Genomic DNA, 24,645 nt, shown 5'->3' with positions numbered 1-24,645 from the left:
TAGCTCCTTCGAAGGTTTTCGGAAACGTAAGTCAGTGCTGCATATCATGTGAAGAGGGAGTCGGACGACGGGTGTGAAGAAACACGAGATACCACCACTTTAATGTGTAGGCGAACAAGAAGACGCACATCCATGCCCACGGTCGCAGTGTCGTCAATCCTTCGTAAAAATGTCTGAATTCTGTAATGTCAAGACGGTACAAGGAGTTCCAAATGAATAATGCATACATGAAAAGCATCGCTAACATCGCTCGAATCGATGCTTTTCTCAAGGCTGGTTGCTTGATTGCGACGAAGATCGCACTGATAAGCGTGATGAAAAAGAAAGCATAGGTCAATATCCACACCCACATGTCATTGGTCGGTCCCACTTAGTTAACCTCCTTCTAACTTGTCTGCGAATTTTGCAATCAATAAGCTTAACAAGATTAATCGATGAACTACTAGCATATTTTTCCACAAGAAACGATTAAATCCCTTCTACTGGAGGATGTAGTTTCATAGAGTTTTCATATTATTGACTCATGATTCAAAACGTCAAAAAGGACAGAAGATCAGAGAGACCTGATCTTCTATCCTTTATGTCAATATGAATAGTGGATTAAAGCGTAATATCATTTAGTGACGTAGCACATGATCGAAATCATCGTAAAGTCGGTCGTAAAGATCAACATATGTTTCCTTGAGTGACTTAATCGCAGTCGCATCGCCAATGATATCCACTACGTCTGTCGATACATACAAAAGAAAAACTGAGTCATGGAAGACGATGTAAGCTGGTGTGTGCCCTCGATAGACGTTTAAGCAGTAGGAGATGATTTCATCTAGCTTTATATGTTTCACATGTGCATATACGACACCCGTATGAGCTCCTTCATCTTCCACGATATACTCTTTCCAGTTTCGAATCATGATCGATGATCCTACTCGTGCCTTTTCTAAGTAGCGCCGATGATGATGGATGTATGCAGCAACGAATAGAAGGTGGATGGATCTGTCTTCTTGAAAAATCGTCTGAAGAATTTCTTTCAACTGCGAGGCATTTAGGTCTTCCATTAAAAAGCGGATACGGCGTTCTGGTGTTGACTGAAAATAGGGTGTTGGCTTCCTGATATCAAGCTCGATCTGGAACCGAGATAAATCAAGCATATAGAAGTCTCCTCATTCTATTAAAGTTTTGATGACGAATAGGGAATGTGACGGATGAAGGCATCCAGCTGAATGTCGAAGTACGTTTCAAGATCGAATCGAAGTTGCCTTTCTAAATCAGACAAGCACATCACTAAGGTGTCGAGAGGAAAAACAGTGTTCATCCGTTCATCGCCCCAAATCGATTGAATATTTCCTTGATTCGTGGAAGGGACCATCGATACGATCGCCCCTTCTTCATCATGATCAAACTCCACCGAATAATAATAAAAGGCAGGAATGAATGAAGGTGTCACCAATCTTTTCCACCGATACAACGATTTATAAAACTCGAAGATGGCTAACGATGTTTCAAGATATAGTGCTTGATCAATGATGATTTTGACATTTGCTTCAATCGACAGAATGGTGGGAATGTCCCTTGCTGAAGAATTTGAAATAGCGTTCGGTGAATTTAAAAAATCATACGTACATATGATTTGAGAAGACATGTTCATCACTCCGGTTTATGAATTGACATTAGCTGAATACTTTATTTCGTTGCCGAAACGGACGAATCCCAGCGTTTTTGCAGTTCATCGACGACCGTTCCATTGTTCGCTTGCGTCGTACCGATTAAATAACTGAGTCCTGTACTGACGATCAGGACACCGACGAGCAGCAGGATGAACCGCTCCTTGTTACGCCACCAGGAATTCCAGATGAATCTCAGCATGTTCTCCACCTCATTTCGATTTGGTTAATTGAGCATTGCATAAGATGCCTTTCGATAAGATATTCTTTTATCCATATATTTCTTTTTAATTTTCCATTATATACAAATAAGAGTGAATTGACTAAAAAATCTGTTAATTATGGATATTAATTTTAAGGAAATAGAAATAGCACCTCACGGAGGAGGTGCTACATCAGGATTGACTCTTTAAACAACGCGTGGATTCCGTTTCCGCATGATGATTTCGTCAAACGAAACGCCATCGTACAATAAAGCATCAGGAATCATTTCAATGATTTGAAAACCGGCTTTCTTATAAGCCGCAATTGCTCGTGCATTGTGCGAAAACACTTCGAGTTCAAGTTGACCCAGCTGAAGTTCTTCGAAACAAAATCGAAAGATACACGCGATTGCCTCTGTCCCGTATCCTTGACCGGTCCAGGGGAGGGCACGCAGTGAAATCCGAAAGCCAGCGATTCCTGAATCCAAATCGATATCAAGAATCAAACACTCGCCAATCATCTCACCCGACGTCAGGCAAATTGCAAAATCATGACGCGTCGCATCAGCTTGAATCGAGAGAATATGCTGTTCAATCTGTTCGAGCGAAAACGTCGCTGTCGTTCCGGTCAGGTAACGTAATGTCTCATTTTGTGTTTGTTCGAATAAGACGTGCGCGTCCGTCACTTCAATCTGGCGTAAAAAAATTCGTTCTCCAGTCAACTGCATGAATATCTTCCTTTCCTTCTCATGACGAAAGTTTAATCGTTTCATCGGTTTCGGTCGTAAAATATTGACGTTTCGTTCGGTCTTGCACGATGAAGACGATCAATACACCAATCAGGAGGAAGCCAACTGAAGCAACGGTATACGTCAAGCGGATCGAGGTCTCGGCATATAGACCGATCAAGGCAGTCAGTAGAATGACACCAGTCGATTGTACAACGTGGATGCTACTGAGGAACCGTCCCATCAATTCGACGGGGATATGTGTTTGAGCAAACGTCATGAAGCCCGTGTTTGCGAATGCAAGGGCAAAACTTAGCAAGAAAAAGCCGATCGCTGCAATCAAGAATGACGTCGCCGAGGCAAAGATCAAGTAACCTACAGGCGTCATCAGTGCCCCAAACTGGATCAAGAACCGGAGCGACAAGCGATGAGTAAAGGTTGCATTGACCGCGGAACCACAGATGATGCCGATTCCGGCGATACTGACGAGGAATCCATACGTACTCTCATCCATCTGCAAAACGATCGTCGCAAACGAGGCTTCAAGCGAATCGAGTCCGCTCATCAAGACGATCATCAGCGCATAGAAGGCGTAGACGAGCGTGATGTAGCGCCGCGTCCGTGCAAACTGAAAGGTTTCTTTCCAGTCCTTAAGAATCACTCGGAGTGAGAAGGGGACTGCTGTAGTCGCCGCCAAGTGGACGTCAGGCAAGACGGACAATAAAGTGGCAGAACACAACAGTGCTCCCGCGTTCAATACGATTGCTGTTTCTGGGGAACCGATTAAAAATAAAAAGCCGGCAATCGATGGTCCGAGAATGAAACCTGCCGACTGAATGAAATTCTTTAATGCATTGAACCGTTGGCGACTAGTCTCTGGCACGAGCTTCGTCATGTAGACCAATGAGGATGTCTCAAAAAGCGTGTTACCGATGTTCAAGATGAAGACGAGCGCATAAAGAACATACAATGAATCGATCAATGTCAGTGAAAAGACGAGCACGGCGCGCCCGACGTCAAGCATTACGAGCAAGCGACGTTGATTGATTCGATCGACGACACTGCCGGACCAAAGACTCGTCAACAGCGCGGAGATCGGTAACAGGACATAGAGAACGGAGACGGCGAACGCCGATCCCGTTCGTTCGAGGACGATTAAATTCAAGGCGATGAAGTAGACCCAAGCTCCGATGTTCGAGACACCGACACCAAGTAACAGCAATCCAGGGTATTTCCAATTCGACATATGACACACTCCTTTTTTTATTGTGTTTTAAGCCAATAAAAAAAATCCCACCTCCAAGACGTTGGTCTTGGGGACGAGACTGTGCGTGTCGTGGTGCCACCCCTGTTCGCGAAACCGTCACCGGTACCGCCTTCATCGGTACGACCGCTTTTAAACGGCAAATACCTGAGCTCGATAACGGGAGCACCCGTCACGATATCCCCGATTCGGTTCCACCGTGCTGCTCAGAGGCTTGGTTCGGTCAATGACTTTTGCTCCTTCCCACCAATCGGAGCTCTCTAGGAAAAATCGAAATGACGTACTGTTCTCTTCAATGCGTTTGATTCATATGATTTGTCTCATCCTAGCATATGCAGAATGAAACCGTAAAGAATTTTATCAAATTTTTACAATTATTGAAAATGATACATAGATATCAGAATTAGAAAAGTGATTGAATTGGTGAAAGATGTAACAGGTTGTATGATACATTGTCATGGTCACGCGTTCACTTTCAAGAAAGTCATACGAAGGAGGGAAAGAAATGAAACGTTTGATTTTTTTCATATCTCCACTCCTTGTTCTTACCGGAACTGTCTTTTTCACGACGTTCCGTCCGATCGAGCAAGCAATCTATTTTTTAATCTTATTTTTACTGACCTGTCTGTCAGCGATGACAGTAGTGGAGCGTCTCGTCAAACATCATGATGTGATCCGGCGACTGAACACGATCCATCCACTCATCGGGATCGTACTGGGTACCGTCATACTTGCTATTATCATTGGTAGTCTATTTTGGATAGCACCTTCGCTAACGCACACCGGTCCAGTCGGTCTTCTCGAAATATTCCTCTTCATGTTTGTCGTGATATTGGTCCTCGGTTTTATTGTCAGTTGTTTCTTCGAAGGCATCACGCGTCAACCGAAGGATCAATTGATTCGCCCAGTCTTTCTGTTCATCGGAACCGGCTATCTCATCTTGACTGTCTTCGGAATTTTGCAGCTGTACCGTCAAACTGGATGACAGCAAAACCCCACTGACGCAATAAGACGACAGTGGGGATATTGTGTTTACTGAACTTTTAACGAGAATCCGAATTGTCCGTCGCCTTGTTTCCAGCGGGAGTTTAATTCATAAGCATAGATACCAGGATTTGTTGGAGCATTGAACTGGTCATTGTTCAAAGTGACGCGAGACTCTTGTTTTTGATCGTTCCACTGTATCAGTTTCACGCTTTTAAGATCACCGGATAATTCGACACGGACGGGGGCTCCGGCAGAGACGGTAACTGACGTTTTTCCCTTTGCTAGATCAAGACCGTCACGGTACATCTTATCGACACATTGACTGCGAAGTAAACTATCCCAACAATAAGAGCCTTGGACGGTCGGGACATCCTTTCCGTTTGCCTCGACGTCAGGGTTTGGCGGCGCACCACGGAACGGTTCGAAGACGATGATGCAGACGACTAGAATAAGAAGAACGGCTAACATTAAGGTACGTTTCATGAGACACCTCCATTTGTTTTTATTTATTTTATCAAAATAAAACAAAGCAAGCGGAGGTGTCTTTCAAAAGAAAGGCTATTCCTTTCTTAAATTTTGAGAATCCGTTGCTGACGGATGGGTGCTTGATCTGGAGGTAACGTTGCGACGTACAACTGAATGTTTGTTGGTGGAACATCCGGAAAAAAATCAAGAACATCATCATGGTGAAGAGCACGTATGATCGCAGCGGCCGTCGTACCGCGCGCATGCCAGTGGAATCGTCCGCTCTGGAACCGTTGCGTCATTACAAGAAGCGATGAGGCAGGAAATTCAAATCCGTATTCGGACTGTTCCACGGTTAAAGCCATCACATCTGCCAGAATACGCTCGACTCTTGTCGCAAACAGATGAATGTACACGACTTGAATTAACGTCAAAAGAAGATATTCCGAATTTACTCTTCTCGCTTGCGAAACAAGATGTCAAAGTATACGAGGTGCAAAATCGGACGCCAATCGTTAGAAGAGATTTTCTTAGCGGTCTGACCAATCAGCAACGGATTCCGTCTCCGGACCCTCTTCGAGTAAGAGACGACCTCCGTCATTCCATTGACCGTACATCTGGTTCAGTTTCGTTTTTTCAATTAAGGTCTGCAGACGTTTTTCATAGAGAACGGGATCCTTGCGTACACTTTGAATCGTATCGATTCGAATGCGTCGATAGAGTTCCGGGAAGTGTTTAAACTGTTCATGAACGACCGGGTCTTCTTGTAGACGCGCCTTTATTACGTCATCAATGACGAACGCATCAGGTCGCATATCCGGGAGAACCTGTCGTCCGGACGGTTGCATCAAACCGAGCCGTTCTAAGCGACGAACCCGTTCCTTATTTAGTTCGGTCCAGTTACTGTTCTTTCGGCGCGGTGTGAATCGTTGCGCCAGTTCACCGTCCGCTGTCTTCTTCACAATTCCATCAATCCAGCCGAAACAAAGTGCCTCCTCGACGGCATCAAGATAGAGTAAACCTTCTCCTGTCTGTTTTCGACTGAGGATTACCCAACAAAACGACTTATGTTCCGCGTGTTCTGATAACCACTGTCTAAAGTCCTCGCGATTAGTGAACCGTAAGACGTCCGTGATCTCCATGCTCGTTCCTCCTGTTCATATCGAAATCCCCCTTCGTGTTACACGAGGGGGGATTTCACTTTTTTATCGTAACGGGTCATGATGAAAGACACAATTCCGACCACTCTTTTTCGCTTGATAGAGGGCAGCGTCTGCCTGCTGGATTGTCTGTAGAAAATTGTAGATCTCAGACGGTTGATGGGTTTGGCGAGACACACCAATCGATAACGTTACTTGTAGCGGTTCCGTCGCTGATAACTCATACGTTCGCGTGGCACTGGCTTCACAAATTTGTTCCGCGATTCGACGCGTCTCAGGCAATGAATATTCCGGTAACAGCATCATGAATTCTTCACCGCCGAATCGCCCGAGCACACAAGAAGGGGGACAATAGGACGTAAGCAAGGCACTGATTTGTCGTAAGATATGATCCCCTCGGTCATGACCGTATGTATCATTGACCTGTTTGAAATGATCGACATCGATGATCATGATTGAAAAGTTCATCTGTTGTGATTTATATCGTTGGACTGTCTCTTCTAAATGGCGCCGATTATCAAGTCCCGTCAACATATCCGTCAAAGCGAGACGCCGATGCATCCGGACTTGATGGAAGTGCCAGCGGACTTGATGCAAAATACTGTGTAGCAGGAGACCGGCACAGCCGTTTCCGACGAGAAATACCGTCATCGCCGTCACGTCATTCGGACGAACATGTTGAACGAATGGTAAACAAAGAATGAGTGCGATTGAAAAAATGATCGGAAACGAGATAAAGCGATCCGGTGCTTCATTTTGTAAGTATAAGACAACGATGCTGACGATTAGATACGTACCGACGAGCCAGAATGCATGATTGGAATGAAAAATAAACGTTTGAAGGGAAGCGAAGACGAGCGTCGTGATGAAGCCGCTACTGATGCCTCCATAGATGAAGGCGATGACGATTAAAGTAATCGACAAATCGAAACGAAATCCCTCATAGGTGATGGCATTGTGAATGACCCAGTAGCCGGCACCGGTTGCAAGAATGAGCACTAATAGATTTTTTTTCAGCCAACTGTCGAGCGTATTTCGGAATTGAAACCGTTTAAAAAAGAATAGAGAGATGAGCACGAAGAAAAAGGTTAGAGCGACGTTGAGGATGAGATGATTCAATGTATTCCACATGTTCGTGTTCCTCTCAAATGGTTTCTGAAAGATAATTACAATAAAATGATATATTTAGTAAATATTTATTCTATACAACCAACGATATCCTAAAGGTGTATTAAAGTATCGTAATTACCTTATCTTTAAAAAAAGATAACAGGTTCTCTTCTAAATCAATAATACTCTGAGATTTTCTCGCGTGAAGACTCGATTAGATAATCAAGTGAGACGAAATTATGAATGAATGCAAACGAGCCAATTTCCTTGATGGATACCCCTAATCTCTCTGCATCTTGATTGCGGAAATCTTCATTCGAGTGCAGAATTTCAAAACCTGCTGCTTGCATTCTCTCCCCGTCGAATTCGAGGGTGACGATATCTCCATCTTGCCACTCACTCTTCAATTGATGAAAGTGCATTTGGTACGCTTCGCTTGGAGGATCGACTTCAAACGCGATCCAGCCTTTTGGTGCGTCGACTTGGAATGCCGGCGATAATCCTCCGCGTGACACGATGGATTTCATATGATACCGATGTGTCATATGACGTAATAGCATGGTCAGACCACTCCTTTTCATCTATTATTACGTGACGGCGTCAGAATATCGAGAAAAATTTTAAAAAGAAATTGATTCAAAAAATGAAATTGAAAGATAATAGAAATCGGATAACACATTTCCTTGATTCCTGAAAAAGGAAATTTTGAATATCTCCTTTTTGTATAATGAGTGTAATCATATTGATCACGAACAATTTTTAAAGGAGGGAACGATTGGATGAGAATCGTGAAGATAGACCGATTGATAGTAGCATTAAGCATCTTTAGTGGACTTCTTGTATCCTTGGGTCGCTCGACGCAAGTATATCCACAACAAATTAGCGGCAATGGGAATCTAGGGTTCCTACCACTCATGCTACTCCTGTTACTTTTTCCAATCGGGATCATTCTGGTGTTGAAATGGATAAGAGAAGCGCAGTTACGTTTTTTATCCTTGATTGGTCTATCCACCAGCACGACAATCTATCTTGTGTGTGGCATCCTTTATCAAATCGAACAGTTCAGCCAGTATCAAGTGTTGGTCAAAAAACAAGTCATTGCAGATCGTGGAACGATTGATGGGGACTATTTAACGAGTATTACGTCGATGCCTTCGCCCTATATGAACAGTCAATACTTTAACGGCAACACCTTCTTGATTTACTGGGCAAGCATCTTATTAATGGCGAGCTTGATCGCATGGTGGACTCGAGAGGAATGGCAAATATCTGAGTCAGATTATAAAATCGCGCGACATGATGTTACCAATGAATAACAAAAAGAGTCCTTCTCTCTCCTGTACCGTGCAGAAGAGAGAAGGACTTGCAAAGTTTTAGCGACTAGAAGCATTTAAAAATGATCGCTCTGCATCTTATGCAGCAATTGATCAAACGTTTCGTGGTCCTTTGACGTAAAAGCACGGAAATAACGATCATCGATTTCCTCGATTTCAGGAGCGGACGTTTGGATCAACTTCGTTCCCTGTTCTGTCAACAAAACCCGCTTTTCTCGATTGATCCGTTTCCGGATGACGAGATGTTCAGCAAGTAATTTCTTGACCGTTTGTGAAATGGCGCCACTTGAAAGTTCAAGCGTTCGTTCAAGTGATTTTTGCGTCGCACTTTCTTGGTGATACAAGGTCATCAATAAATCGAATTGGGACTTCGAGAGTCCTTTTGGTCTCAACACATCGTTGACTTCTTTCGAATAACGGCCATGGAGTCGCTGAATGGCGTTCCAGTGCTGCATCGAGGATTCGAATGTGAAGGTCATATTTTTTCCTCCTCTTTCGTCACGCAGGGTTGAGCTTATCGAAGAAACGGATCAATTCTTCTTGTTGTCGAGCCGTCAAAGCGGCGAATTGTTCTTGTTGAAAACGTTCGTAGGCGGGCACCACTTCTTGTAGGATGGCTGTTCCTTTTTCCGTCAGCAGAAGATAGTTCGTCTTCCATTTCCGTTGACGCGTGATCAGTTGCCGGTCGAACAGTCGTTTGATTCCGTGTGAAATCGTGCCATCGGTCACTTGGATCCGTTCGGCGATTTCCTTCTGACTCGTGCATGAGGTCGTGTGTAAGCAACGTAATACTTCCAGATTCGTATGGGAAAGATCCCAGTGTTTTAAGAAATCGTTGGCACGCTTGATTTGTTGATTATGATAGGCCGCAATTGTATGCCGGCATGCCATTGGATATGTCTCTGTAGTTGTTGTCATGGAGAACTTCTTAAATATAGAATGTACTGCTGTTGAACTAGTTTCACCATACCATATTAAAAATATCTCGTGCTACTAGTTTGAGCGAAAAACCATCACTTTCCATTATTTCGATATACCTATAAAAAATCCTGATCGAATCAAATCCGATCAGGAAGTATACCGCTTGATAACGTGAGATACGAATCCTTCAATTGGAATCCATATTTCGTAAAGCACATCTCAGAGACGCGTCCTTGTAAGGTGATCGTCGCATAGTCGCCACGAATGACAAAAGACTTGAATTTTTTCACAATGTCTTGAATCAAAGCCTCGAGCAACAAACCACGTTCGCCAAGACCTTCTTCTCTGACATTGATTTCAATTAAAGAAAACGTACCATATTCTGTATTTTCCGTCTGTTTCGTACCTTCATAAAGAACGGTCAAATAGGATCGTTTCGAGACAAGCGATCGACTATTCGGTGGTTCAAGAATCGTAACGTAATAACTTAGTGAAGGGAGACGTAAGTTTCGAGTGACCTCAACAATCTGGCGTTGATTATTATATGCAAGCCCAACGATTTGTTCTTGTGGATGATTCGGCACTGTCAATCCTTCTTGCTTACAAACGGTTTGCCACTCGGCTTCTGGAATCCAGACAGCCTCTTCGGTTTTCGCTAAAGCTTTAAAGAACTTCACGTTAAACGGATGACCTCCTATATAAAATGACTAATCCCATCATGCTTGACGGGTAGATGAAAAACGATTTACAATCTGACGACAAATTTGTCTTCTTTTGCTATAAGTATACCTTGAAATTTCGTTTTGAAACAGACTACATCTCGATGAATCTACTGCCTATACTGAATGTATCAAGTCAGGAGGCGAGTATATGAAAACAGTCGAAGGTCCATTTTTCCATGGCACGAAAGCGACACTTCAAATCGGTGACGAATTAAAGCCGGGACATGCATCGAATTTTCGAGAACATCCGCTCCAACATATCTATTTCACGGCAATGCTCGATGCAGCGAAGTGGGGCGCGGAGCTCGCACAATCTGACGCTCCAGAGCACATCTACCTCGTCGAGCCGCTCGGGGCGTATGAAGATGATCCGAATTTGACGAACAAACGATTTCCAGGCAATCCGACCAGGTCGTATCGTTCGACTGAACCTGTGAAGATCATCGCTGAACTCGGAACGTGGGAACGGCATACGGACGAAGAGATTGAGACGATGAAAGCATCGCTTCAGCGGTTACGAGCAGAAGGGAAGGACACGATTATCGATTAACAAATCAATCTTACTCTTTCCGTTTTTTGAAACTCGCTATTTCAATAATAACAGCTGATGATGAACTCTTTATTTAATCAACTAATATCATCATACAAGAGAAGGATATAATGGTACAATATGTAAAAAGGGGGTTATTCGATTGTCTCGCTACAAACAAGAAAAGAAACAAACACTCGATCATCTACGCGATGGTGTTGATCAAGGTCTTGGTAGTGCCGTACCTCGTGGACAAAACGACGGAATGCGCGGACTTGAGATGCTTGCAGTCGTCGTAATCCTTGGTGGAGGATATTTGCTATACCAATGGTTTTTCTAAAGTAAGAAGCATCATCCTTTCGAGGACGATGCTTCTTTTTGTTCGATTTCATTGACGATATCATCAAGCGTGACATGAGCCAGCACTTTCTCAAGGGCGGATTGCGCAAGCTCGAAGATTGGCGTGACCGTCGATTGGATGTTTCGTCCGACCGGGCAGTCTGGACTCGGTGCCGCATGGACGCCGAACAATTCCTTGTCCGGTACGACAGCGACAGCGTGATAAACGTCAAGCAACGTGATGCTAGACAATGGACGGGCGAGCCGCGCACCGGCAACACCCGGACGAACTTCAATCAAATCGGCTTTTTTGAGCATGCTCATGATTTTACGGATGACAACCGGATTCGTATTGACGCTGTAGGCAATCAAGTCGGATGTCATTTTCTCGTCGGTTGCAATCAACGAGAGAATGTGGATGCCGACGGAAAAACGTGTACTGATGGCCAACCGATGACCCCTCCTTCTTAATAACAGTGTTCTCTCATTATACGTCGTATTGTTCATTTGGCAAGAAACGGGGAATAGAGACAATAATGTTGACAAGCACTTTGATTGTAACTATATTGGTTACATGTAATCGAAGTAGTTACATATCAAAAGGAGGAATCATCATGAACATTGGAGTGATCGGTGCAACAGGAAAAGCAGGGCAATTGATTCTACAAGAAGCAATCGAGCGCGGGCATGACGTCACAGCAATCGTCCGTAATGCGGCAAAAGTGACGGCTAACGTCACGATTCTCGAGCGCGATGTCCTCGCACTGACGAAAGACGACTTGAACGAGTTTGACGCAATCGTCAATGCGTTTAACGCAGCACCCGGTGAGGAGACGAAACATATCGAAGTCGGGCGTCACTTGATCAATCAGTTAGCAGGCAGTAAGACGCGCCTATTCGTCGTCGGTGGAGCTGGTAGTCTATTCGTTGACGAGAGTCATTCGACACGCGTCATGGAAACACCGGATTTCCCGGAAGCGTATTATCCGACAGCCTCGAATATGGGGAAAAATCTGATCGAACTACAAGGACAGCAAGACGTGACGTGGACGTATCTCAGCCCCGCTGGATTCTTTGATCCGAGCGGTCAACGAACAGGAACGTATTTGGTCGGCGGCGAGCAGATGATTCTAAATGCAAAAGGGGAAAGCTATATCAGTTACGCGGATTACGCTATTGCTGTAGTGGATGAGCTTGAAAAGGGACAACATCTCAACGAACGATTTTCCGTCGTTGGTGAACAAGGATGACGGTGTCAGACCGACGTATCTAGTCGGTCTTTTTTGATGGGCGAAGTGAGAGATACAGCGGAGGACGGATGGCGAATCAGCACGGTTTGCTTAAAATGAGAAGAGAAACGACAAAAGGAGCATACATCATGATGCGACGATGTTTTAGTATCATCAGTCTGTTAGCGATCTTGATCGACTGTACGACGTCGACGCAACCGTCTCGATTCGAACGTTCGGAACCAGTCGCGACGATTGAGGATCATTACACGGGACAAATCAATTGGCCGAGTGACGCCGATCCGTTGCTTGAGCTTCATGCCAAACCGTGATCTACATATTGTCGATCAAAGGGGCTGACTCAAAAAAAGAATGACTCGTCTTTTCACGCCCTTTCCTCAGGCGAGACACAAGCCAGTTTTCCTGCTTCATTCAAGCAGGAAATCGGGTCTTGTTTTTCTCTGACAGCGCATAATGCGCTTTTTCCTGTAGGAGTGGCGTGTGACGCGTCATTCTTTTTGTTAAAAGATAAGGGTGGCAGATCATCATTCTGCCACCCTTATCTTTGTAGAGACTGACTTTTGAGTCAGCCCCTTTTTGGTGACGTTAAATGACAGTCATTGCGCTCAAGAAGACGAAGAAGAACGTGATGCCGCTCGTCAAAATCAAAAAGGGAAGGACGATCAGTAATTCGAGATGCGGACGAAGACCGTAGTAAAGCAAAAAGAACAGAGTCAAACAGGCGGTCGTGATCGTCAACGCAAGAGAAGTCATCAAAAGATGAAGGGGTTCGACGAACGGAACGAGAGACGATCCTGTGATCGTATCGAAAGCTAAACCAAAGGACAGAAAAATGAGTAAATACAGAAGCGATTTTTGACGAAACATGTGGCATGTCTCCTTTTACTAAACGATACATTTAGTATAAAGCGTAGGTCTTCTTGTTTTACCTAACAAAAATGTAAGAAAGTGGCTGATTTCAAACAGCTGAATCTTTCTTGTATAACAATGTCAAACGCGTCATCAAAAAGTAGAGGAAAGCGGCGCTACTCGCGATTGCCTGAAAATAGATCGGTTGAAACAGACCTTTGAATACAAGTAACAGTACGCCACCGAGTAATAAGGCGATGCCTTGATTCAGGAGGAGGTGTGTTATCCAAGGTAGTGGACGTGAGCGAAATCGGAAGTAACGAATCGCGTCAGTCAGGATGCCACCAATCGTGATGACGATCGCAAACGACAGCAAGGTTTCGAAGACACCTGAATAATACCCAGAGTCTGTATCGGGCATAAGTCGTGGTGACAACGGAAGGTATTGGTAGAACATCAAAAAAATCCAATTACTCATCAGTAGTCGAAATGACAGACGGATCATGGTACTCCTCCTTTCCAGTCTTCATGAGGATGAATAGACGGGTGATCATTACATATAAAAAGGCAGCGACTACGTTTCCGATGAAAAATAGCGCGGGAAGTGCACTGAACAAGATGAACGCACCGGCAAACACGAAGACCGTACCTTGATGAACGAGGAGATGCGTCATCCACGGTAGCGAACGTTTCGTGAAGCGGACAGCTAACAGAGCGTCAGCAATCACGGTACCGCTGAAGAATAATAGCATGACAGCATCCAACTGTTCATTGACGAGCTGCACCGCGTAAGACAAAAACGGAACCATCATCGTCATCGAGCCAAACAATTGGAGAAACAGAAAAAAGCTGAAGACGGTCCGACCGAGCCACCCGAACAGATAGGGGAGGAATGATAAATACTTTCGCGCCGACTCGGAGACGATGAAATAGATCAACGCTACACCTGAACAGAATAAGATGTGAACAAGCGAAAACGAATTTGGTAGCATGAGCAGATAGAGGACAATTCTTGCGAAATGGCGGGACCGGCAAACAATAGACCAATCATAAAGAAGTCAGTGAAGGAAGTGTCGTATATTGCTGGATCACCCATCTCAAACCCAGCAATGAGTGCATACAAGAAAGCGAACAATATCGCGGAAATGAAACTGTTCTTTACGATAGATAACATGAGATAAGCCCTTTCCGACTGACGTTCAAAATAGTTTATACCAATACAAGGTCAGTTCAATATGTGGATTGGCGAATTGTTTTAAACTATCGACACCGCCGAGCACGAAACCTTCTCGTTTGTAAAAACGGCAAGCAATCAAGTTATCGTCCTGTGCTTCGAGTGACAGACCACTCAACTCACGTTGCTGTGCCCATTTTGACGCAGCGACAAGCAATTGGTGTCCGACGCCTAGTTTACGAAACGCTTGTTTGACCGCGATGTTTTCGATGTAGGCGAAACGGTTCCAGTCACGAACAAGACGAATCTGTCCGACACAAGAAGTGCCGGAAAAGGCGAGGAGGACGATTCGATTCTCGTTTTCGATATACGTCGCCCAATCGAGTCGATCGTCAGGAAAACGGGTTTCAGTAGCGGTTTCATAGAGTTCTTCCGTATAAGACCATGCGGTACCAGAAAACTGCGGAACGATGCGTCCGATGATCGGGAATGAATCGTTGGAATGATTGACGAATGGAATGCTCTCGAACGATAGCGGTTGAATCGTCAGCTTTTCAGTCTCTTTCATTGTCATCCTCCTTCTTTCTATAGAGATCTACTTTACTCTATTCATCATCTCCTACAGACTGAGCATTGTCACGAGGAGAGATGCGAGAACAGGTCAATTTTCGAATGAACCAGGTTTTAATTTTTCTAAAAAAGGAATTGCTTCAACAGGAACGAATACATAGTCAGAAGACGTTGAAACAGTACAGAAAGACAGCAGTAGAGGACGTGACGACATGAACATGGATACGGTCAATCAGTATCTCGATGCCTATGGATACAGCGTTATTTTTATTTTTTTATTTTTTGGCATCGTCGGGATTCCAGCACCGGAAGAATCCTTACTCGTCCTGATTGGCATCTTAAGTGGTCAAAACGAAGAACGTTTAATCTATTCGATCTTGACTGCGTATGCTGGGACGTTCGTCGGTATGCTGACGGCATATGGAGCAGGTCGCTTCTTCGGACCGACTGTCCTACGATACGGTCGATTCATCGGATTGACGAAGGAACGTTGGGAGCGGGTGTCAAACGGCTACATGGAACGAATCAATCGAACGATCATCGGCGGTCTTTATGTTCCGGGGGTGCGACAGATCAATCCATATTTTGCAGGCATGAAGCGGATTTCTTTCGGTCGGTACTTTTTTGTGTCAGCAATCGGTTCCGCGCTGTGGGTCGTACCCTTTGTCTTACTCGGTCATTTTGCAGGAAAGACATTTCATATCAAGCCGGAAGTCGTACCGTATTTCGGACTTGCCTTACTCGTATTGTTCCTGCTCGGAGTGCTCGTGAAATGGCTCAAGCGGAAGCGACTTGAGAAACGCGTCGTTTCAGGGAAAAACGAAGCGGGAAAAGAAGACTAAACGTTACTTCTTTTTTTGAAGGAACGTCGGAACAGTTTGAAGGAGTGGACGAACGATGCAAAAAATAGTGATCTTTCCTTTTTTAAGGATGCGATCCGGTCATCATCTGGTTGCCGAAGCGATCGCCGAACGACTGCAAGGTCCAGGGGTTGAAGTCAAGGAAGTAGAATTGCTCAGTACGATCAGCCCGTTTGCGGAATGGGTGACATCGAAGTTTTACCTGAACTGGATCCGACACTTCTCAAACGGCTATAGCCGTTTTTATCACCAGCATATTGCCGGACGTTCGAGCAATGCGCGGTCGACAGGGTGGACGTCGCATTATTTCCAACAACAGATGTTACGGATCATCCAGACGGAACAACCGGACGTCATCATCTGTACACATGCGTTTCCATCCTATCTCTTGAATCAATTAAAAGAACGAAACCTTTGTGACGTACCGGTCATCAATGCCTATACCGATTTATTCGTCAGCCGCGTCTGGGGAAAGACGCATATCGAGTATCATCTGTTGCCGAATCGTGAGGCAAGGCAAGAATTGCACGAGCATCATGCTGTACCCATTGAGCGCTTGTTCGTGACGGGTATCCCCGTCCATCCAGCAATCGCTGGCGGTTCCATTTTTCGCTCGACGCAATCACGCAAACAAATTCTTGTCGCAGGCGGAAACGGTGGACTAGGTCAACTCGAGACCTTACTGACGCAGATCGAACAGTGTCCAGAAGCAGATTTCCATGTCTTATGTGGGAAGAACCAAACATTGTATAAACGACTAGCTTCGCGACGTCATCCACATATCCATCCGCTCACCTATATCGATTCACGGGATGAGATGAATCAGTTGTATGAACGAATGGATGCGATCGTTACGAAACCGGGTGGCGTGACGGTTAGCGAAGCATTCGAAAAACGTGTACCGTTGTTCATTCAGCACGTCCTACCGGGACAAGAAGAGATCAATCGTACGTATTTGATGGAGAAAGGACTTGCGTTCGCATTTCATCAAACGGACACACTCGCGGACGTCATCCGTCGGACGCTTGAGAACCCAGACGTCATGCATGCTTGGCAACAAGCAGTCACAGTGTATCAAAATGATCGCGTCATGGCCGATCAGCGGTTCTTCGCGGAACGGATTGCGGGTTGCCTGCAAGACCGTCGCCGAAAAGTAAATGAATAAAAGGGAGTTAGTTTCTATGCGTTCACGTCTTATCACAGCAGGAATTCTCGCGACACTCGCCTATACGGTCGTCCCGTACGTGGCGTCACGCGTCTTTGGGTGGCGCGTGACAAAATCATTGAACTCACGATATGTCGCCTTGACGTTCGATGATGGTCCTGATCCCGTCTATACGGCAGAACTGCTTGATTTCTTAAAACAAGAAGGCATTCAGGCGACGTTTTTTGTCGTTGGTCATAAAGCAGAAGCACATCCGGACCTCATTCGCCGGATACACGACGAAGGGCATCAACTCGGTATCCACAATTACGTCCATCGACCGAACTGGTCGATGCGACCGTCGACGGTCCGGGCAGGAATCGAGCGGACGGCTATGATCATTGAACGGATCACCGGTGAATGTCCGACGGTCTATCGTCCACCGTGGGGTGCACTCAATGCCGGAGATGTCCTCTGGCCAACCGCTTACAAGATGATTCTCTGGTCGAAGATGGCGGAAGACTGGAAGGTAGAAGGCGGGACGACAAAAATCAAGAGGCTACTATCAAATGTGTCAGACGGAGATATCATCTTGCTCCACGATAACGGGGATACGTTCGGCGCGGACCCACAAGCACCCGTGCAGACGATTGAAGCGCTTCGTGAACTCTTGCCGAACTGGAAAGCACGCGGCTTACAGTTTCGTCGCATTGATCAAACGTAAAAAAAGAGGAGCTATCCGGTGCCGGATAGCTCCTCTTTTACATGGATTATGCTTCGCGTGACAAGTCCTCATCTTCTTGACTATGATGGAGAATCAAGCGCCGCACGACGAACGAGCGTAAGAATAGGATGAAGGTGATGACCGGAAGTAGTAACCACCAAGATTGCGTCAAAAATAAGTCGTCGAACGTCGTGATCATGACGAAATGCCGACCAATGTAAAGCCACATGAAAAAGGAACTGACGAATAGAATTGCTTCCGATGTCGTCATGAACTCAAACTCAGTTTTCATTGAACTACTCCTTATGGGTGGATTTGGTTTTTTTTACACTATCCACCATATCACAAGACCGATACCAATGCCCCAACAAATTAATACGAAAGCTAGACCATAACGTCGGAGCAATGGAAAGGAACGAGTTCCTTGTTGTTCAAGTCGTCGTTGTGCTTGTGTCAAGATCTCTTTAGGAATCGAACGGATGATGAAGTAGATACCGAGTGGAACGAGTAAGAGATCGTCGAGAAGGCCGATGACGGGCAAAAAATCTGGTATCAAGTCGATCGGACTGACAGTATAGGCGATCAAGGCGATGATTCCCCATTTGATATGACGAGGTAAACGAGGATGTTCGATTGCATAAGAGAGGACTGATAATTGTTGCTTCATCCGTCTAGCGATCTGTTTCATTCGCTCTAACATAGACGAGTACTCCTTTCTTATGAGCGAACCGGTTCCCGTTCGTTTGTCGTGACGGCTGCCTCTTCATCCGCTTCATACAGAATGACACGATTTCGTCCTTGTTCCTTTGAGGCATATAATGCGTCGTCCGCAAGAATATTCATTCTTTGAATGGCGATATGTTTCCCGTGAGCGATCCCGACGGATGCCGTGATGGCAATCGACGGGGATCCGTCGAGCTGAAAGTGTGTGTTCGCGATCCGTTCTCGAATCCGGTTAGCAACTTTCGTGACTTTTGGAGGCGTGAGATCATAGATGAGGACCATGAATTCTTCGCCGCCAATTCGAGCAGTGATATCGTGCGGACGTGTCTCTTCCTGCAAGATCCGTGCAAACTGTTGCAAGACGAGATCACCGTTCGCATGACCGTACGTATCGTTGACATGCTTGAAATGATCGATATCGAGCGCGAGCACATTGTAGACGCGTCCTTCTGCTTCAAGCGATGCCGTTCGTTCGTCCCAAACACGTCGATTATAGAGTCCTGTCAAATGATCGAGTTCGGCTGATTGTTTATAGCGCTGGACCTGTTCGTTGAGCAATTGAAAGTCGATTGTCAACAGACTCGATAACAGTCCGACCGCGAGTCCGATCGTCCATGTCGAAGCGAGTAAGCGAAGGGCGGCGTCACTAAAACCGAGATTGATCGAGACGGCGATTGAGATCATGAACAAGGCCCAGACGTTCATGATCAGGTTTTGCAAGAACGGTCGGTGGAGCAGTCGTTTGTGGATGAAGTACATCCCGGTGCTGATGCCAAGGACAGCAAGAAAGGCGACGACCGCTTGCGGTGTCCAGCCGAAGTAGAAGCGGGAACAACCGATGATCAGCGTCGCGATGATCAGTGGCGAGCGGACGCCGTAAAAAGCGAGCAGGACGAGCGGTAAATAACGCAGATCCATCCGTAATGATTCGTTGACGGCAATTCCTTTAAACATCAACAGTACGCCAAGCAACCCTGTCGCGAGACCAACGATAAGCGACTTCAGGCTACTCGATGCGAGGCGTTGACTATAAATGATTTTGGCGATCAAATAAAAGCCGGTGAAAGCGATGCAAGCATTCAATAACAACTCGGCAATGAACATGAGTTCCACATCCTTGAGTATGATACTTTCACGATAGCAGTTTGATAAAGGATGTCAACGAGAGAGTCTCAAAATTTTAAAGCTTCATGTAAAGACTTGCTCGAATGAAATAATTTGGTAAAATAAGAGATCTATTGGGAAGGGACGGGGTGGACTTGGAACTAAAGCATTTATCAATCGAAGCACGGAAATTTGACGGATATCCGCATTACTCGTGGGACGGATACGTGCTTGAGCAGACGAAAAATTATCTGCTCATTGCGAACACGCCAGGACGGACGCTCCATCATCATCGACGGGACGCTCTTTATACATACGATAACTACAGTCTTGAATTTTATCCGCTTGATGCGGATTTCACGGTCGGTCTCGATTTAGAACGGACGGGAGAGGTGACGTACTACTGTAACATTTGCTTACCGCCGATTCTTCAGGGAAATACCTTATCATTCATCGATCTGGATCTCGATCTCGTTCAGCGAAATGGAGAGTGGAAAGTCGTCGACGAGGACGAATTTTTGGAGAACCAAAAATTGTACGACTATCCGTCTGATGTGATTGAACGAGCCCGTGCGTCGCTGTTGAGCCTGCAAAGAAGGATTGCAGAGCAACAGTTTCCGTTTGACGGTTTCTTCGATGCGTTCATCCCGACCGTCCTGCAGATGAAGAGAAGGGGGAATGACACATGAAGACAATTCGTTGTCACCGGGCGTTTGGTGTCTATGGATTATTGATGAAGGACGATGCTTTACTCGTCATTGAAAAGAATGGTGGACCGTATATCAATCGCTATGATTTACCGGGGGGAAGCCTCGAAGAAGGGGAGACGCTCGCTACGGCAATGCGCCGTGAGTTCACGGAAGAGACAGGGCTCGAGGTCGCACTTGAACGACAGATCGGCGTCGCTGACTTCAAGCTCCCGTGGGACTGGCGGGAGTTCGATGAAGTCCATCATATCGCCGTCTTTTATCTCGTTCGACAGACCGGTGGAACGCTTGGCATTCCCGAGCAATTCGTCGGACAAGACTCACTCGGTGCGCGTTGGGTCAAGGCGAGTGAAGTTTCAATCGACAATGCGTCACCGCTCGTACTTGAAGCATTCCGCTGGATTGAGGAACAACAACTCGATCTTGAGGCACGACACTTTTCGAATTGGGATGTCTTAAAATGAATCGAAGCGCTCTTCGCATGCGGAGAGCGCTTTTTCATGTTCAATTGGCTAGCGCAGCGTCGAGTCGTCGTTTTTGATGCCGGTGATGCGCGAGATGGTACGAGACGAGGGCATACCACTCGGCAGCGTTCAACCAGCCCATCCCACCGTGTTGCGTCTTTTGATCAACGGGTGTCGCCTGAGCAATCGTTGCGAGCGTTACGTGACGATCAATCAGTTGCAACCAACGTGTCCGTATTTGTTCAACCTGATCCGTCTCATCCGGTGGGGCGTTCAGCGCATCCGGTAACCGGATCGGTGTCGACGGAAATGCACCAGCAGCAAATAACTGTTCGCCGAACGGTGACTTCCCGGACGTGGTCACGGGTGCGAACCGGCACGACTCGACTTCATCCAAATATTCATGACTGACGACGATCAAATGATCGTACATTTGACTAATCGACCACGTGTCACGGTCGAGATGATGAATCAACGCATCCGGCTGATAGCGATCAAGTTCTTGTAGATAATAGGTGAATAGTTCGTTCATCCTGTCACTCCTCTCAAAAAATATCTTCTTCACTCTTTTCGAACAATCCACGACTTCTTCCTGTCATATTTCCTAGAAAGGAGGAATCACCATGCAAGCTCCATATCTTCCGGTTCCCCATACGCTCTTACGGAGCGGGACGGCATTCGCGTCCGTCCATGAAAAAATGATCTACCTGATCCTTGAAAGCTTCAGTGGTCAAGCGTTTCCGTCCTATCAGACGATCGCCGATGCTGTTCCGTGCAGTAAATCGACAGTCAAGTCGTGTATCCAGTCCTTGATCGCAAGTGGTCGGATCGAGAAAGTCGAACGGTTCACGAAACACGGAGGACAGACCTCGAATGCTTATCGTGTCCTGCCCCATGTCGATACGCCATCCCCGGCGAGTCACGAGACGACTGCCCCCGAGACTTCTGCTGACTCCGAAGAAGAAGTCTTGAAGAAGACATCTTTAAAAAAGGATCTGGTGCAGCAGTATGAGTCGAATCTCGGAAAGGTGTCACCACGAATCGAACAAGAGTTGCTGTTGCTTGCGAACGAACATCCAATCGAGCGAATCCAGTACGCAATTGAAGAAGCGGGACGGGCGAACAGTCGTCATTTCGGTTACATTGAACAGGTCGTTAAGCGTCTTGCAACCGGACCCGCGTCAGAACGTCCGAAACAAGTAACCAAACGTTCGAGAAGGAATAATTCATTATTTCAATTACCGAATTGGGTAGAACGTGAAAAAGCAGCGCAACGAGCATATGAAGCACACCATAAGGAAAAACAGATCATACCGGACGATGCCGAAATTGCTGAATTATTACAAGCACTGACAAGGGAGGGAGCTTGATGCAACTGGAAGAATTACTCCGACGTGCGAATCAAAAACTATCCGTTCCTGGAATGCATCCGTCTGTCGTCCGGATCACGCGTGACGTGATTCGTGAGCTTTATCCGCAAGGGATCAAGCTCGGTATAGCGCAAAGCTTTCGGAGCATCGCCGAACAGAATGCGTTGTATGCGAAGGGACGAACGACACCAGGTCCAATCGTGACGCAAGCACGCGGCGGACAATCAAACCATAACTTCGGTGTCGCAATCGACGTCTTCCTTTACGAAGACGGCGCATTGTTCCTTTCTCCGCCAGATGCGCGACTCCACCGAATCGTTAGCGCGATGAAACGACGCGGAATGAGTTGGGGAGGGGATTGGTCTCGTTTTCCCGACTACCCACACTTTGAACTGTATGATCATGTCAGTCTCGCGCGTCATCATGTACCAAAACAAGGACACTATCTCCGGGAACGAATTCAAGCACCGGAACTCGTCCAAGCAATAGAAAAACGTTTGGGTCTTGTGGTGACAGGAATTTTTGATGCTCGATTGACGCATGCTATTCGAACGTTCCAACAGACATGTCGTCTAGTCGCTGACGGGATTGTTGGTCCGCAAACATGGCGTCGTCTCTTTCCGGTGTCGCCATGATTCGTCTTCAGGCGTGGATCCGCCTCTTGATTCCGCTCTATGTTTTTCTTGAGTTACTCTTACCGACGCTCGGTTTCACAGCATTGCCAGTATCGTCAAGTGACGTCGAACGGTTCGTGACGGGTCTAATTGGACTAATTGGTCTACTCGTCGCTTGGTGGAAGAATAATGATGTGACTGAGCGGGCGCTGAGACGAAGGCAGTCACAAGAACAGCTGGAAAACACATCCTTGACCAATTAAGAAGGCTGGAAGCGTTTGGAATGTGCTAGCAACGGGTATTATTTCATACAAACGACTAACAGTTTGATTTCAAGACACCGATATAAGGGATAGACTTTAGTCAAGTAGATGGAGAAAGAAAGGTCGGTCTTTTTGTGAAATGGTCAACGTTGCAGCGGTATTTGTTTTTAGCACTCTGTGCGCTTTTGTTTACAAGTGTCTGGAGTTATCAAGCTTTCCTAAAAATCGAACGAGAAAATGCTCGTATTTTAAACGAAGCGATTCCCATCTCGACGGAAGCAGCAGAATTATTTCCAGCGTTACTAAATCTTGAACTCGTCGTCCGCAGTTATATCCTCTCACCGAACGAGGCGGATCTAGCCCAGTATGAACGGACGATCGATCGACTGGATCAAACGGTCAAGCGACTCAATCAACTCGATGAGAATCATCCGATCATGCGAAAACTCGTCCGGACCGAGGCGATTCCCCGGATTGAGACGGCGACGCATTTTTATGACGCGCAACTGGAACTCGCTCGAAGTGGAGATCAAGCAGCGGCTGAGGCAAAACGATATCAGGGAATGCAGTATATCGAGACGTTTCGTCCAATCGATGCTCGTCTACGAACGGACGTCAATCGCATCATTGCTGAAGCAACGAATCGTTCCGAACAAGCATCGAGTGCTGCGAAATGGGTCATCGTCGTTGTCGCAAGCATCGCGGTCATCGTCTTGATCGCCTTCATCCAGACGTTTCGGATGGAGCGCAGTAAACAAGCCTTGATTCATCGTTCTCTTCACGACGCCTTGACTGGTATCCCGAATCGACGGGCGTTCGATGAACGACTCGAGCAACTCCTTGAAGAAGCCAAGCAACATCAGACACCACTCTCCCTGATTCTGATCGATGTTGATGCCTTTAAATCTTATAACGATACGTATGGTCATTTAAAAGGGGATGAATGTTTAAAAGAAGTCGCCCGCGTCTTAAAGCGTCAAGCGCGTCACGGACAAGTCGCACGGTACGGTGGGGAGGAATTCACAGTCTTGTTGTCGCGTGGAGCAGAAGAAACCCGGCACATTGCAGAACGAATCCGTCAGGACATTCTTGATTTGAATATCGTACATGAACGGTATGAACCACTTTGCCGGGTCAGTGTCAGTCTTGGCTTGACGTCGCTCGTACCCGGAGCAAACACGACGGAAAAAGAGGTCATCGATCAAGCCGATCAAGCGTTGTATCGGGCAAAAGAGAATGGTCGGAACCAAATCGGTGACATGGCAGGTTGAAATTTGAATTCGACAAAAAAAATCCCTCACGTGAGATGCGGTGCTCTGGGCTAACCTAAAATTTTGAGACAATATAAAACACCTTCGGAGTGGTACACTTTTAAAAAGTACTAACATCGGAGGTGTTTTTGCATG

The 24,645-nt window shown here is 46.1% G+C and carries 38 protein-coding genes and 1 other annotated feature; of the genes, 15 read left to right on the top strand and 23 right to left on the bottom strand.

The window, feature by feature from the left end:
• Nucleotides 1-31: 31 nt before the first annotated feature.
• From KNQ15_RS15085 to KNQ15_RS15060, 6 genes are all read right to left on the bottom strand, one after another.
• Nucleotides 32-370: a hypothetical protein gene (locus tag KNQ15_RS15085; protein ID WP_214729954.1), complete on the bottom strand. Its 339-nt coding sequence runs from the start codon at nt 368-370 to the stop codon at nt 32-34.
• Nucleotides 371-617: 247 nt separating this feature from the next.
• Nucleotides 618-1,148, bottom strand: coding sequence for a hypothetical protein (locus tag KNQ15_RS15080; RefSeq protein ID WP_214729953.1), 531 nt, complete (start codon nt 1,146-1,148; stop codon nt 618-620).
• Between the two features lie 20 nt (nt 1,149-1,168).
• A complete protein-coding gene (locus tag KNQ15_RS15075; RefSeq protein WP_214729952.1) occupies nt 1,169-1,639 on the bottom strand; it encodes a DUF7878 domain-containing protein in 471 nt (156 codons plus the stop codon).
• Between the two features lie 41 nt (nt 1,640-1,680).
• The gene (locus KNQ15_RS15070; RefSeq protein ID WP_214729951.1) at nt 1,681-1,863 is read right to left on the bottom strand and encodes a hypothetical protein; all 183 of its coding nucleotides are present in this window, start codon (nt 1,861-1,863) and stop codon (nt 1,681-1,683) included.
• Between the two features lie 207 nt (nt 1,864-2,070).
• Nucleotides 2,071-2,592 carry a GNAT family N-acetyltransferase gene (locus tag KNQ15_RS15065; RefSeq protein WP_214729950.1) on the bottom strand — a complete coding sequence of 174 codons (522 nt, stop codon included), beginning with the start codon at nt 2,590-2,592 and terminating at the stop codon, nt 2,071-2,073.
• A gap of 19 nt (nt 2,593-2,611) precedes the next feature.
• Nucleotides 2,612-3,838, bottom strand: coding sequence for an MFS transporter (locus KNQ15_RS15060; RefSeq protein ID WP_214729949.1), 1,227 nt, complete (start codon nt 3,836-3,838; stop codon nt 2,612-2,614).
• Between the two features lie 66 nt (nt 3,839-3,904).
• Nucleotides 3,905-4,161 (bottom strand) — a binding site (T-box leader).
• Nucleotides 4,162-4,361: 200 nt separating this feature from the next.
• On the opposite strand from KNQ15_RS15060, the gene KNQ15_RS15055 reads away from it, so the two are divergent.
• Nucleotides 4,362-4,841, top strand: a complete 480-nt coding sequence (locus KNQ15_RS15055) for a hypothetical protein (RefSeq protein WP_214729948.1) — start codon at nt 4,362-4,364, stop codon at nt 4,839-4,841.
• Nucleotides 4,842-4,888: 47 nt separating this feature from the next.
• Here the strand turns inward: KNQ15_RS15055 and KNQ15_RS15050 are convergent, their stop codons facing one another.
• The 5 genes from KNQ15_RS15050 to KNQ15_RS15030 all read right to left on the bottom strand — a co-directional run bounded on the left by KNQ15_RS15050 (nt 4,889) and on the right by KNQ15_RS15030 (nt 8,138).
• Complete coding sequence (locus KNQ15_RS15050) at nt 4,889-5,326, bottom strand: hypothetical protein (RefSeq protein ID WP_214729947.1); 438 nt, start codon at nt 5,324-5,326, stop codon at nt 4,889-4,891.
• Nucleotides 5,327-5,412: 86 nt separating this feature from the next.
• On the bottom strand, nt 5,413-5,742 hold the full coding sequence (locus KNQ15_RS15045) for a hypothetical protein (RefSeq protein WP_214729946.1): 330 nt from the start codon (nt 5,740-5,742) through the stop codon (nt 5,413-5,415).
• 96 nt (nt 5,743-5,838) lie between these two features.
• Nucleotides 5,839-6,450 (bottom strand): YdeI/OmpD-associated family protein, encoded by a 612-nt coding sequence (locus KNQ15_RS15040; protein WP_214729945.1) that lies wholly within the window; start codon nt 6,448-6,450, stop codon nt 5,839-5,841.
• 63 nt (nt 6,451-6,513) lie between these two features.
• Nucleotides 6,514-7,599, bottom strand: coding sequence for a GGDEF domain-containing protein (locus KNQ15_RS15035; RefSeq protein ID WP_214729944.1), 1,086 nt, complete (start codon nt 7,597-7,599; stop codon nt 6,514-6,516).
• Between the two features lie 155 nt (nt 7,600-7,754).
• Nucleotides 7,755-8,138, bottom strand: a complete 384-nt coding sequence (locus tag KNQ15_RS15030) for a hypothetical protein (RefSeq protein WP_214729943.1) — start codon at nt 8,136-8,138, stop codon at nt 7,755-7,757.
• A 219-nt stretch (nt 8,139-8,357) separates the two neighbouring features.
• Between KNQ15_RS15030 and KNQ15_RS15025 the strand changes: the two genes are divergently transcribed.
• Nucleotides 8,358-8,894: a hypothetical protein gene (locus KNQ15_RS15025; RefSeq protein WP_214729942.1), complete on the top strand. Its 537-nt coding sequence runs from the start codon at nt 8,358-8,360 to the stop codon at nt 8,892-8,894.
• A 74-nt stretch (nt 8,895-8,968) separates the two neighbouring features.
• Here the strand turns inward: KNQ15_RS15025 and KNQ15_RS15020 are convergent, their stop codons facing one another.
• The 3 genes from KNQ15_RS15020 to KNQ15_RS15010 form a co-directional block, all read right to left on the bottom strand.
• Complete coding sequence (locus KNQ15_RS15020; RefSeq protein ID WP_214729941.1) at nt 8,969-9,391, bottom strand: MarR family winged helix-turn-helix transcriptional regulator; 423 nt, start codon at nt 9,389-9,391, stop codon at nt 8,969-8,971.
• Nucleotides 9,392-9,410: 19 nt separating this feature from the next.
• Nucleotides 9,411-9,830, bottom strand: a complete 420-nt coding sequence (locus tag KNQ15_RS15015) for a MarR family winged helix-turn-helix transcriptional regulator (RefSeq protein ID WP_214729940.1) — start codon at nt 9,828-9,830, stop codon at nt 9,411-9,413.
• 140 nt (nt 9,831-9,970) lie between these two features.
• Nucleotides 9,971-10,510, bottom strand: a complete 540-nt coding sequence (locus KNQ15_RS15010) for a hypothetical protein (RefSeq protein WP_214729939.1) — start codon at nt 10,508-10,510, stop codon at nt 9,971-9,973.
• A 193-nt stretch (nt 10,511-10,703) separates the two neighbouring features.
• Between KNQ15_RS15010 and arr the strand changes: the two genes are divergently transcribed.
• Both arr and KNQ15_RS15000 read left to right on the top strand, forming a co-directional pair.
• Nucleotides 10,704-11,105 (top strand): NAD(+)--rifampin ADP-ribosyltransferase, encoded by a 402-nt coding sequence (gene arr, locus KNQ15_RS15005; RefSeq protein ID WP_214729938.1) that lies wholly within the window; start codon nt 10,704-10,706, stop codon nt 11,103-11,105.
• A 142-nt stretch (nt 11,106-11,247) separates the two neighbouring features.
• Nucleotides 11,248-11,424, top strand: coding sequence for a hypothetical protein (locus tag KNQ15_RS15000; protein WP_155960154.1), 177 nt, complete (start codon nt 11,248-11,250; stop codon nt 11,422-11,424).
• Between the two features lie 11 nt (nt 11,425-11,435).
• Here KNQ15_RS15000 and KNQ15_RS14995 read toward each other — a convergent pair whose 3' ends face one another.
• Nucleotides 11,436-11,873: an Rrf2 family transcriptional regulator gene (locus KNQ15_RS14995; protein WP_214729937.1), complete on the bottom strand. Its 438-nt coding sequence runs from the start codon at nt 11,871-11,873 to the stop codon at nt 11,436-11,438.
• Nucleotides 11,874-12,037: 164 nt separating this feature from the next.
• Between KNQ15_RS14995 and KNQ15_RS14990 the strand changes: the two genes are divergently transcribed.
• Both KNQ15_RS14990 and KNQ15_RS14985 read left to right on the top strand, forming a co-directional pair.
• Nucleotides 12,038-12,673, top strand: a complete 636-nt coding sequence (locus KNQ15_RS14990; protein WP_214729936.1) for an NAD(P)-dependent oxidoreductase — start codon at nt 12,038-12,040, stop codon at nt 12,671-12,673.
• A 128-nt stretch (nt 12,674-12,801) separates the two neighbouring features.
• A complete protein-coding gene (locus KNQ15_RS14985; RefSeq protein WP_214729935.1) occupies nt 12,802-12,984 on the top strand; it encodes a hypothetical protein in 183 nt (60 codons plus the stop codon).
• Between the two features lie 274 nt (nt 12,985-13,258).
• Here KNQ15_RS14985 and KNQ15_RS14980 read toward each other — a convergent pair whose 3' ends face one another.
• The 4 genes from KNQ15_RS14980 to KNQ15_RS14965 form a co-directional block, all read right to left on the bottom strand.
• Nucleotides 13,259-13,540 carry a hypothetical protein gene (locus KNQ15_RS14980; protein ID WP_056061134.1) on the bottom strand — a complete coding sequence of 94 codons (282 nt, stop codon included), beginning with the start codon at nt 13,538-13,540 and terminating at the stop codon, nt 13,259-13,261.
• 91 nt (nt 13,541-13,631) lie between these two features.
• Nucleotides 13,632-14,027 (bottom strand): hypothetical protein, encoded by a 396-nt coding sequence (locus KNQ15_RS14975; protein WP_214729934.1) that lies wholly within the window; start codon nt 14,025-14,027, stop codon nt 13,632-13,634.
• Complete coding sequence (locus KNQ15_RS14970; protein ID WP_214729933.1) at nt 13,993-14,460, bottom strand: hypothetical protein; 468 nt, start codon at nt 14,458-14,460, stop codon at nt 13,993-13,995. The genes KNQ15_RS14975 and KNQ15_RS14970 overlap by 35 nt, the downstream gene beginning before the upstream one ends.
• A 261-nt stretch (nt 14,461-14,721) precedes the next feature.
• Nucleotides 14,722-15,264, bottom strand: coding sequence for a GNAT family N-acetyltransferase (locus KNQ15_RS14965; RefSeq protein WP_214729932.1), 543 nt, complete (start codon nt 15,262-15,264; stop codon nt 14,722-14,724).
• 214 nt (nt 15,265-15,478) lie between these two features.
• On the opposite strand from KNQ15_RS14965, the gene KNQ15_RS14960 reads away from it, so the two are divergent.
• From KNQ15_RS14960 to KNQ15_RS14950, 3 genes are read left to right on the top strand one after another with little or no spacing between them, the layout of a single operon-like run.
• Complete coding sequence (locus KNQ15_RS14960; protein WP_214729931.1) at nt 15,479-16,108, top strand: DedA family protein; 630 nt, start codon at nt 15,479-15,481, stop codon at nt 16,106-16,108.
• Nucleotides 16,109-16,163: 55 nt separating this feature from the next.
• A complete protein-coding gene (locus KNQ15_RS14955) occupies nt 16,164-17,291 on the top strand; it encodes an MGDG synthase family glycosyltransferase (RefSeq protein ID WP_214729930.1) in 1,128 nt (375 codons plus the stop codon).
• A gap of 16 nt (nt 17,292-17,307) precedes the next feature.
• Nucleotides 17,308-17,994: a polysaccharide deacetylase family protein gene (locus KNQ15_RS14950; RefSeq protein WP_214729929.1), complete on the top strand. Its 687-nt coding sequence runs from the start codon at nt 17,308-17,310 to the stop codon at nt 17,992-17,994.
• 46 nt (nt 17,995-18,040) lie between these two features.
• Here KNQ15_RS14950 and KNQ15_RS14945 read toward each other — a convergent pair whose 3' ends face one another.
• From KNQ15_RS14945 to KNQ15_RS14935, 3 genes are read right to left on the bottom strand one after another with little or no spacing between them, the layout of a single operon-like run.
• Nucleotides 18,041-18,286, bottom strand: a complete 246-nt coding sequence (locus tag KNQ15_RS14945) for a hypothetical protein (protein ID WP_214729928.1) — start codon at nt 18,284-18,286, stop codon at nt 18,041-18,043.
• Nucleotides 18,287-18,319: 33 nt separating this feature from the next.
• The gene (locus KNQ15_RS17085; RefSeq protein ID WP_214729927.1) at nt 18,320-18,694 is read right to left on the bottom strand and encodes a YkvA family protein; all 375 of its coding nucleotides are present in this window, start codon (nt 18,692-18,694) and stop codon (nt 18,320-18,322) included.
• A 17-nt stretch (nt 18,695-18,711) separates the two neighbouring features.
• On the bottom strand, nt 18,712-19,821 hold the full coding sequence (locus KNQ15_RS14935) for a GGDEF domain-containing protein (RefSeq protein WP_214729926.1): 1,110 nt from the start codon (nt 19,819-19,821) through the stop codon (nt 18,712-18,714).
• A 149-nt stretch (nt 19,822-19,970) separates the two neighbouring features.
• Between KNQ15_RS14935 and KNQ15_RS14930 the strand changes: the two genes are divergently transcribed.
• Both KNQ15_RS14930 and KNQ15_RS14925 read left to right on the top strand, forming a co-directional pair.
• Nucleotides 19,971-20,510: a DUF402 domain-containing protein gene (locus KNQ15_RS14930; RefSeq protein WP_214729925.1), complete on the top strand. Its 540-nt coding sequence runs from the start codon at nt 19,971-19,973 to the stop codon at nt 20,508-20,510.
• A complete protein-coding gene (locus tag KNQ15_RS14925; RefSeq protein ID WP_214729924.1) occupies nt 20,507-20,992 on the top strand; it encodes an NUDIX hydrolase in 486 nt (161 codons plus the stop codon). Before KNQ15_RS14930 ends, KNQ15_RS14925 begins: the two co-directional genes overlap by 4 nt.
• 40 nt (nt 20,993-21,032) lie before the next feature.
• Here the strand turns inward: KNQ15_RS14925 and KNQ15_RS14920 are convergent, their stop codons facing one another.
• Nucleotides 21,033-21,524, bottom strand: coding sequence for a DinB family protein (locus KNQ15_RS14920; RefSeq protein WP_214729923.1), 492 nt, complete (start codon nt 21,522-21,524; stop codon nt 21,033-21,035).
• A 91-nt stretch (nt 21,525-21,615) separates the two neighbouring features.
• Between KNQ15_RS14920 and KNQ15_RS14915 the strand changes: the two genes are divergently transcribed.
• The 4 genes from KNQ15_RS14915 to KNQ15_RS14900 all read left to right on the top strand — a co-directional run bounded on the left by KNQ15_RS14915 (nt 21,616) and on the right by KNQ15_RS14900 (nt 24,510).
• Nucleotides 21,616-22,362: a helix-turn-helix domain-containing protein gene (locus KNQ15_RS14915; protein WP_214729922.1), complete on the top strand. Its 747-nt coding sequence runs from the start codon at nt 21,616-21,618 to the stop codon at nt 22,360-22,362.
• A complete protein-coding gene (locus KNQ15_RS14910; RefSeq protein WP_214729921.1) occupies nt 22,362-22,997 on the top strand; it encodes a M15 family metallopeptidase in 636 nt (211 codons plus the stop codon). The genes KNQ15_RS14915 and KNQ15_RS14910 overlap by 1 nt, the downstream gene beginning before the upstream one ends.
• Nucleotides 22,967-23,239, top strand: a complete 273-nt coding sequence (locus KNQ15_RS14905) for a phage holin (protein ID WP_214729920.1) — start codon at nt 22,967-22,969, stop codon at nt 23,237-23,239. The genes KNQ15_RS14910 and KNQ15_RS14905 overlap by 31 nt, the downstream gene beginning before the upstream one ends.
• A gap of 134 nt (nt 23,240-23,373) precedes the next feature.
• Nucleotides 23,374-24,510 carry a GGDEF domain-containing protein gene (locus KNQ15_RS14900; RefSeq protein ID WP_214729919.1) on the top strand — a complete coding sequence of 379 codons (1,137 nt, stop codon included), beginning with the start codon at nt 23,374-23,376 and terminating at the stop codon, nt 24,508-24,510.
• Nucleotides 24,511-24,645: the final 135 nt, after the last annotated feature.

Origin of the sequence: Exiguobacterium sp. s168, assembly GCF_018619035.1 — a bacterium.
GTDB lineage: Bacteria > Bacillota > Bacilli > Exiguobacteriales > Exiguobacteriaceae > Exiguobacterium_A > Exiguobacterium_A acetylicum.
Note: the sequence above shows the minus strand (reverse complement) of the source record. Positions and strands in the feature narration are given on the sequence as shown.

Excerpts from the sequence above, each read along its gene's own strand:
- KNQ15_RS15065 (WP_214729950.1), bottom strand. The coding sequence starts at position 2,592 with ATGCAGTTGACTGGAGAACGAATTTTTTTACGCCAGATTGAAGTGACG.
- KNQ15_RS14950 (WP_214729929.1), top strand. The coding sequence starts at position 17,308 with ATGCGTTCACGTCTTATCACAGCAGGAATTCTCGCGACACTCGCCTAT.
- KNQ15_RS14905 (WP_214729920.1), top strand. The coding sequence starts at position 22,967 with ATGGCGTCGTCTCTTTCCGGTGTCGCCATGATTCGTCTTCAGGCGTGG.
- KNQ15_RS14965 (WP_214729932.1), bottom strand. The coding sequence starts at position 15,264 with ATGAAAGAGACTGAAAAGCTGACGATTCAACCGCTATCGTTCGAGAGC.
- KNQ15_RS14980 (WP_056061134.1), bottom strand. The coding sequence starts at position 13,540 with ATGTTTCGTCAAAAATCGCTTCTGTATTTACTCATTTTTCTGTCCTTT.
- KNQ15_RS14975 (WP_214729934.1), bottom strand. The coding sequence starts at position 14,027 with ATGATCCGTCTGTCATTTCGACTACTGATGAGTAATTGGATTTTTTTG.
- KNQ15_RS15060 (WP_214729949.1), bottom strand. The coding sequence starts at position 3,838 with ATGTCGAATTGGAAATACCCTGGATTGCTGTTACTTGGTGTCGGTGTC.
- KNQ15_RS14935 (WP_214729926.1), bottom strand. The coding sequence starts at position 19,821 with ATGTTCATTGCCGAGTTGTTATTGAATGCTTGCATCGCTTTCACCGGC.
- KNQ15_RS15050 (WP_214729947.1), bottom strand. The coding sequence starts at position 5,326 with ATGAAACGTACCTTAATGTTAGCCGTTCTTCTTATTCTAGTCGTCTGC.
- KNQ15_RS14910 (WP_214729921.1), top strand. The coding sequence starts at position 22,362 with ATGCAACTGGAAGAATTACTCCGACGTGCGAATCAAAAACTATCCGTT.
- arr (WP_214729938.1), top strand. The coding sequence starts at position 10,704 with ATGAAAACAGTCGAAGGTCCATTTTTCCATGGCACGAAAGCGACACTT.
- KNQ15_RS14925 (WP_214729924.1), top strand. The coding sequence starts at position 20,507 with ATGAAGACAATTCGTTGTCACCGGGCGTTTGGTGTCTATGGATTATTG.
- KNQ15_RS14985 (WP_214729935.1), top strand. The coding sequence starts at position 12,802 with ATGATGCGACGATGTTTTAGTATCATCAGTCTGTTAGCGATCTTGATC.
- KNQ15_RS14960 (WP_214729931.1), top strand. The coding sequence starts at position 15,479 with ATGAACATGGATACGGTCAATCAGTATCTCGATGCCTATGGATACAGC.
- KNQ15_RS15015 (WP_214729940.1), bottom strand. The coding sequence starts at position 9,830 with ATGACAACAACTACAGAGACATATCCAATGGCATGCCGGCATACAATT.
- KNQ15_RS15070 (WP_214729951.1), bottom strand. The coding sequence starts at position 1,863 with ATGCTGAGATTCATCTGGAATTCCTGGTGGCGTAACAAGGAGCGGTTC.
- KNQ15_RS17085 (WP_214729927.1), bottom strand. The coding sequence starts at position 18,694 with ATGTTAGAGCGAATGAAACAGATCGCTAGACGGATGAAGCAACAATTA.
- KNQ15_RS15055 (WP_214729948.1), top strand. The coding sequence starts at position 4,362 with ATGAAACGTTTGATTTTTTTCATATCTCCACTCCTTGTTCTTACCGGA.
- KNQ15_RS15035 (WP_214729944.1), bottom strand. The coding sequence starts at position 7,599 with ATGTGGAATACATTGAATCATCTCATCCTCAACGTCGCTCTAACCTTT.
- KNQ15_RS15040 (WP_214729945.1), bottom strand. The coding sequence starts at position 6,450 with ATGGAGATCACGGACGTCTTACGGTTCACTAATCGCGAGGACTTTAGA.
- KNQ15_RS14955 (WP_214729930.1), top strand. The coding sequence starts at position 16,164 with ATGCAAAAAATAGTGATCTTTCCTTTTTTAAGGATGCGATCCGGTCAT.
- KNQ15_RS15025 (WP_214729942.1), top strand. The coding sequence starts at position 8,358 with ATGAGAATCGTGAAGATAGACCGATTGATAGTAGCATTAAGCATCTTT.
- KNQ15_RS15080 (WP_214729953.1), bottom strand. The coding sequence starts at position 1,148 with ATGCTTGATTTATCTCGGTTCCAGATCGAGCTTGATATCAGGAAGCCA.
- KNQ15_RS15030 (WP_214729943.1), bottom strand. The coding sequence starts at position 8,138 with ATGCTATTACGTCATATGACACATCGGTATCATATGAAATCCATCGTG.
- KNQ15_RS14920 (WP_214729923.1), bottom strand. The coding sequence starts at position 21,524 with ATGAACGAACTATTCACCTATTATCTACAAGAACTTGATCGCTATCAG.
- KNQ15_RS15075 (WP_214729952.1), bottom strand. The coding sequence starts at position 1,639 with ATGTCTTCTCAAATCATATGTACGTATGATTTTTTAAATTCACCGAAC.
- KNQ15_RS14915 (WP_214729922.1), top strand. The coding sequence starts at position 21,616 with ATGCAAGCTCCATATCTTCCGGTTCCCCATACGCTCTTACGGAGCGGG.
- KNQ15_RS14945 (WP_214729928.1), bottom strand. The coding sequence starts at position 18,286 with ATGAAAACTGAGTTTGAGTTCATGACGACATCGGAAGCAATTCTATTC.
- KNQ15_RS15020 (WP_214729941.1), bottom strand. The coding sequence starts at position 9,391 with ATGACCTTCACATTCGAATCCTCGATGCAGCACTGGAACGCCATTCAG.
- KNQ15_RS14990 (WP_214729936.1), top strand. The coding sequence starts at position 12,038 with ATGAACATTGGAGTGATCGGTGCAACAGGAAAAGCAGGGCAATTGATT.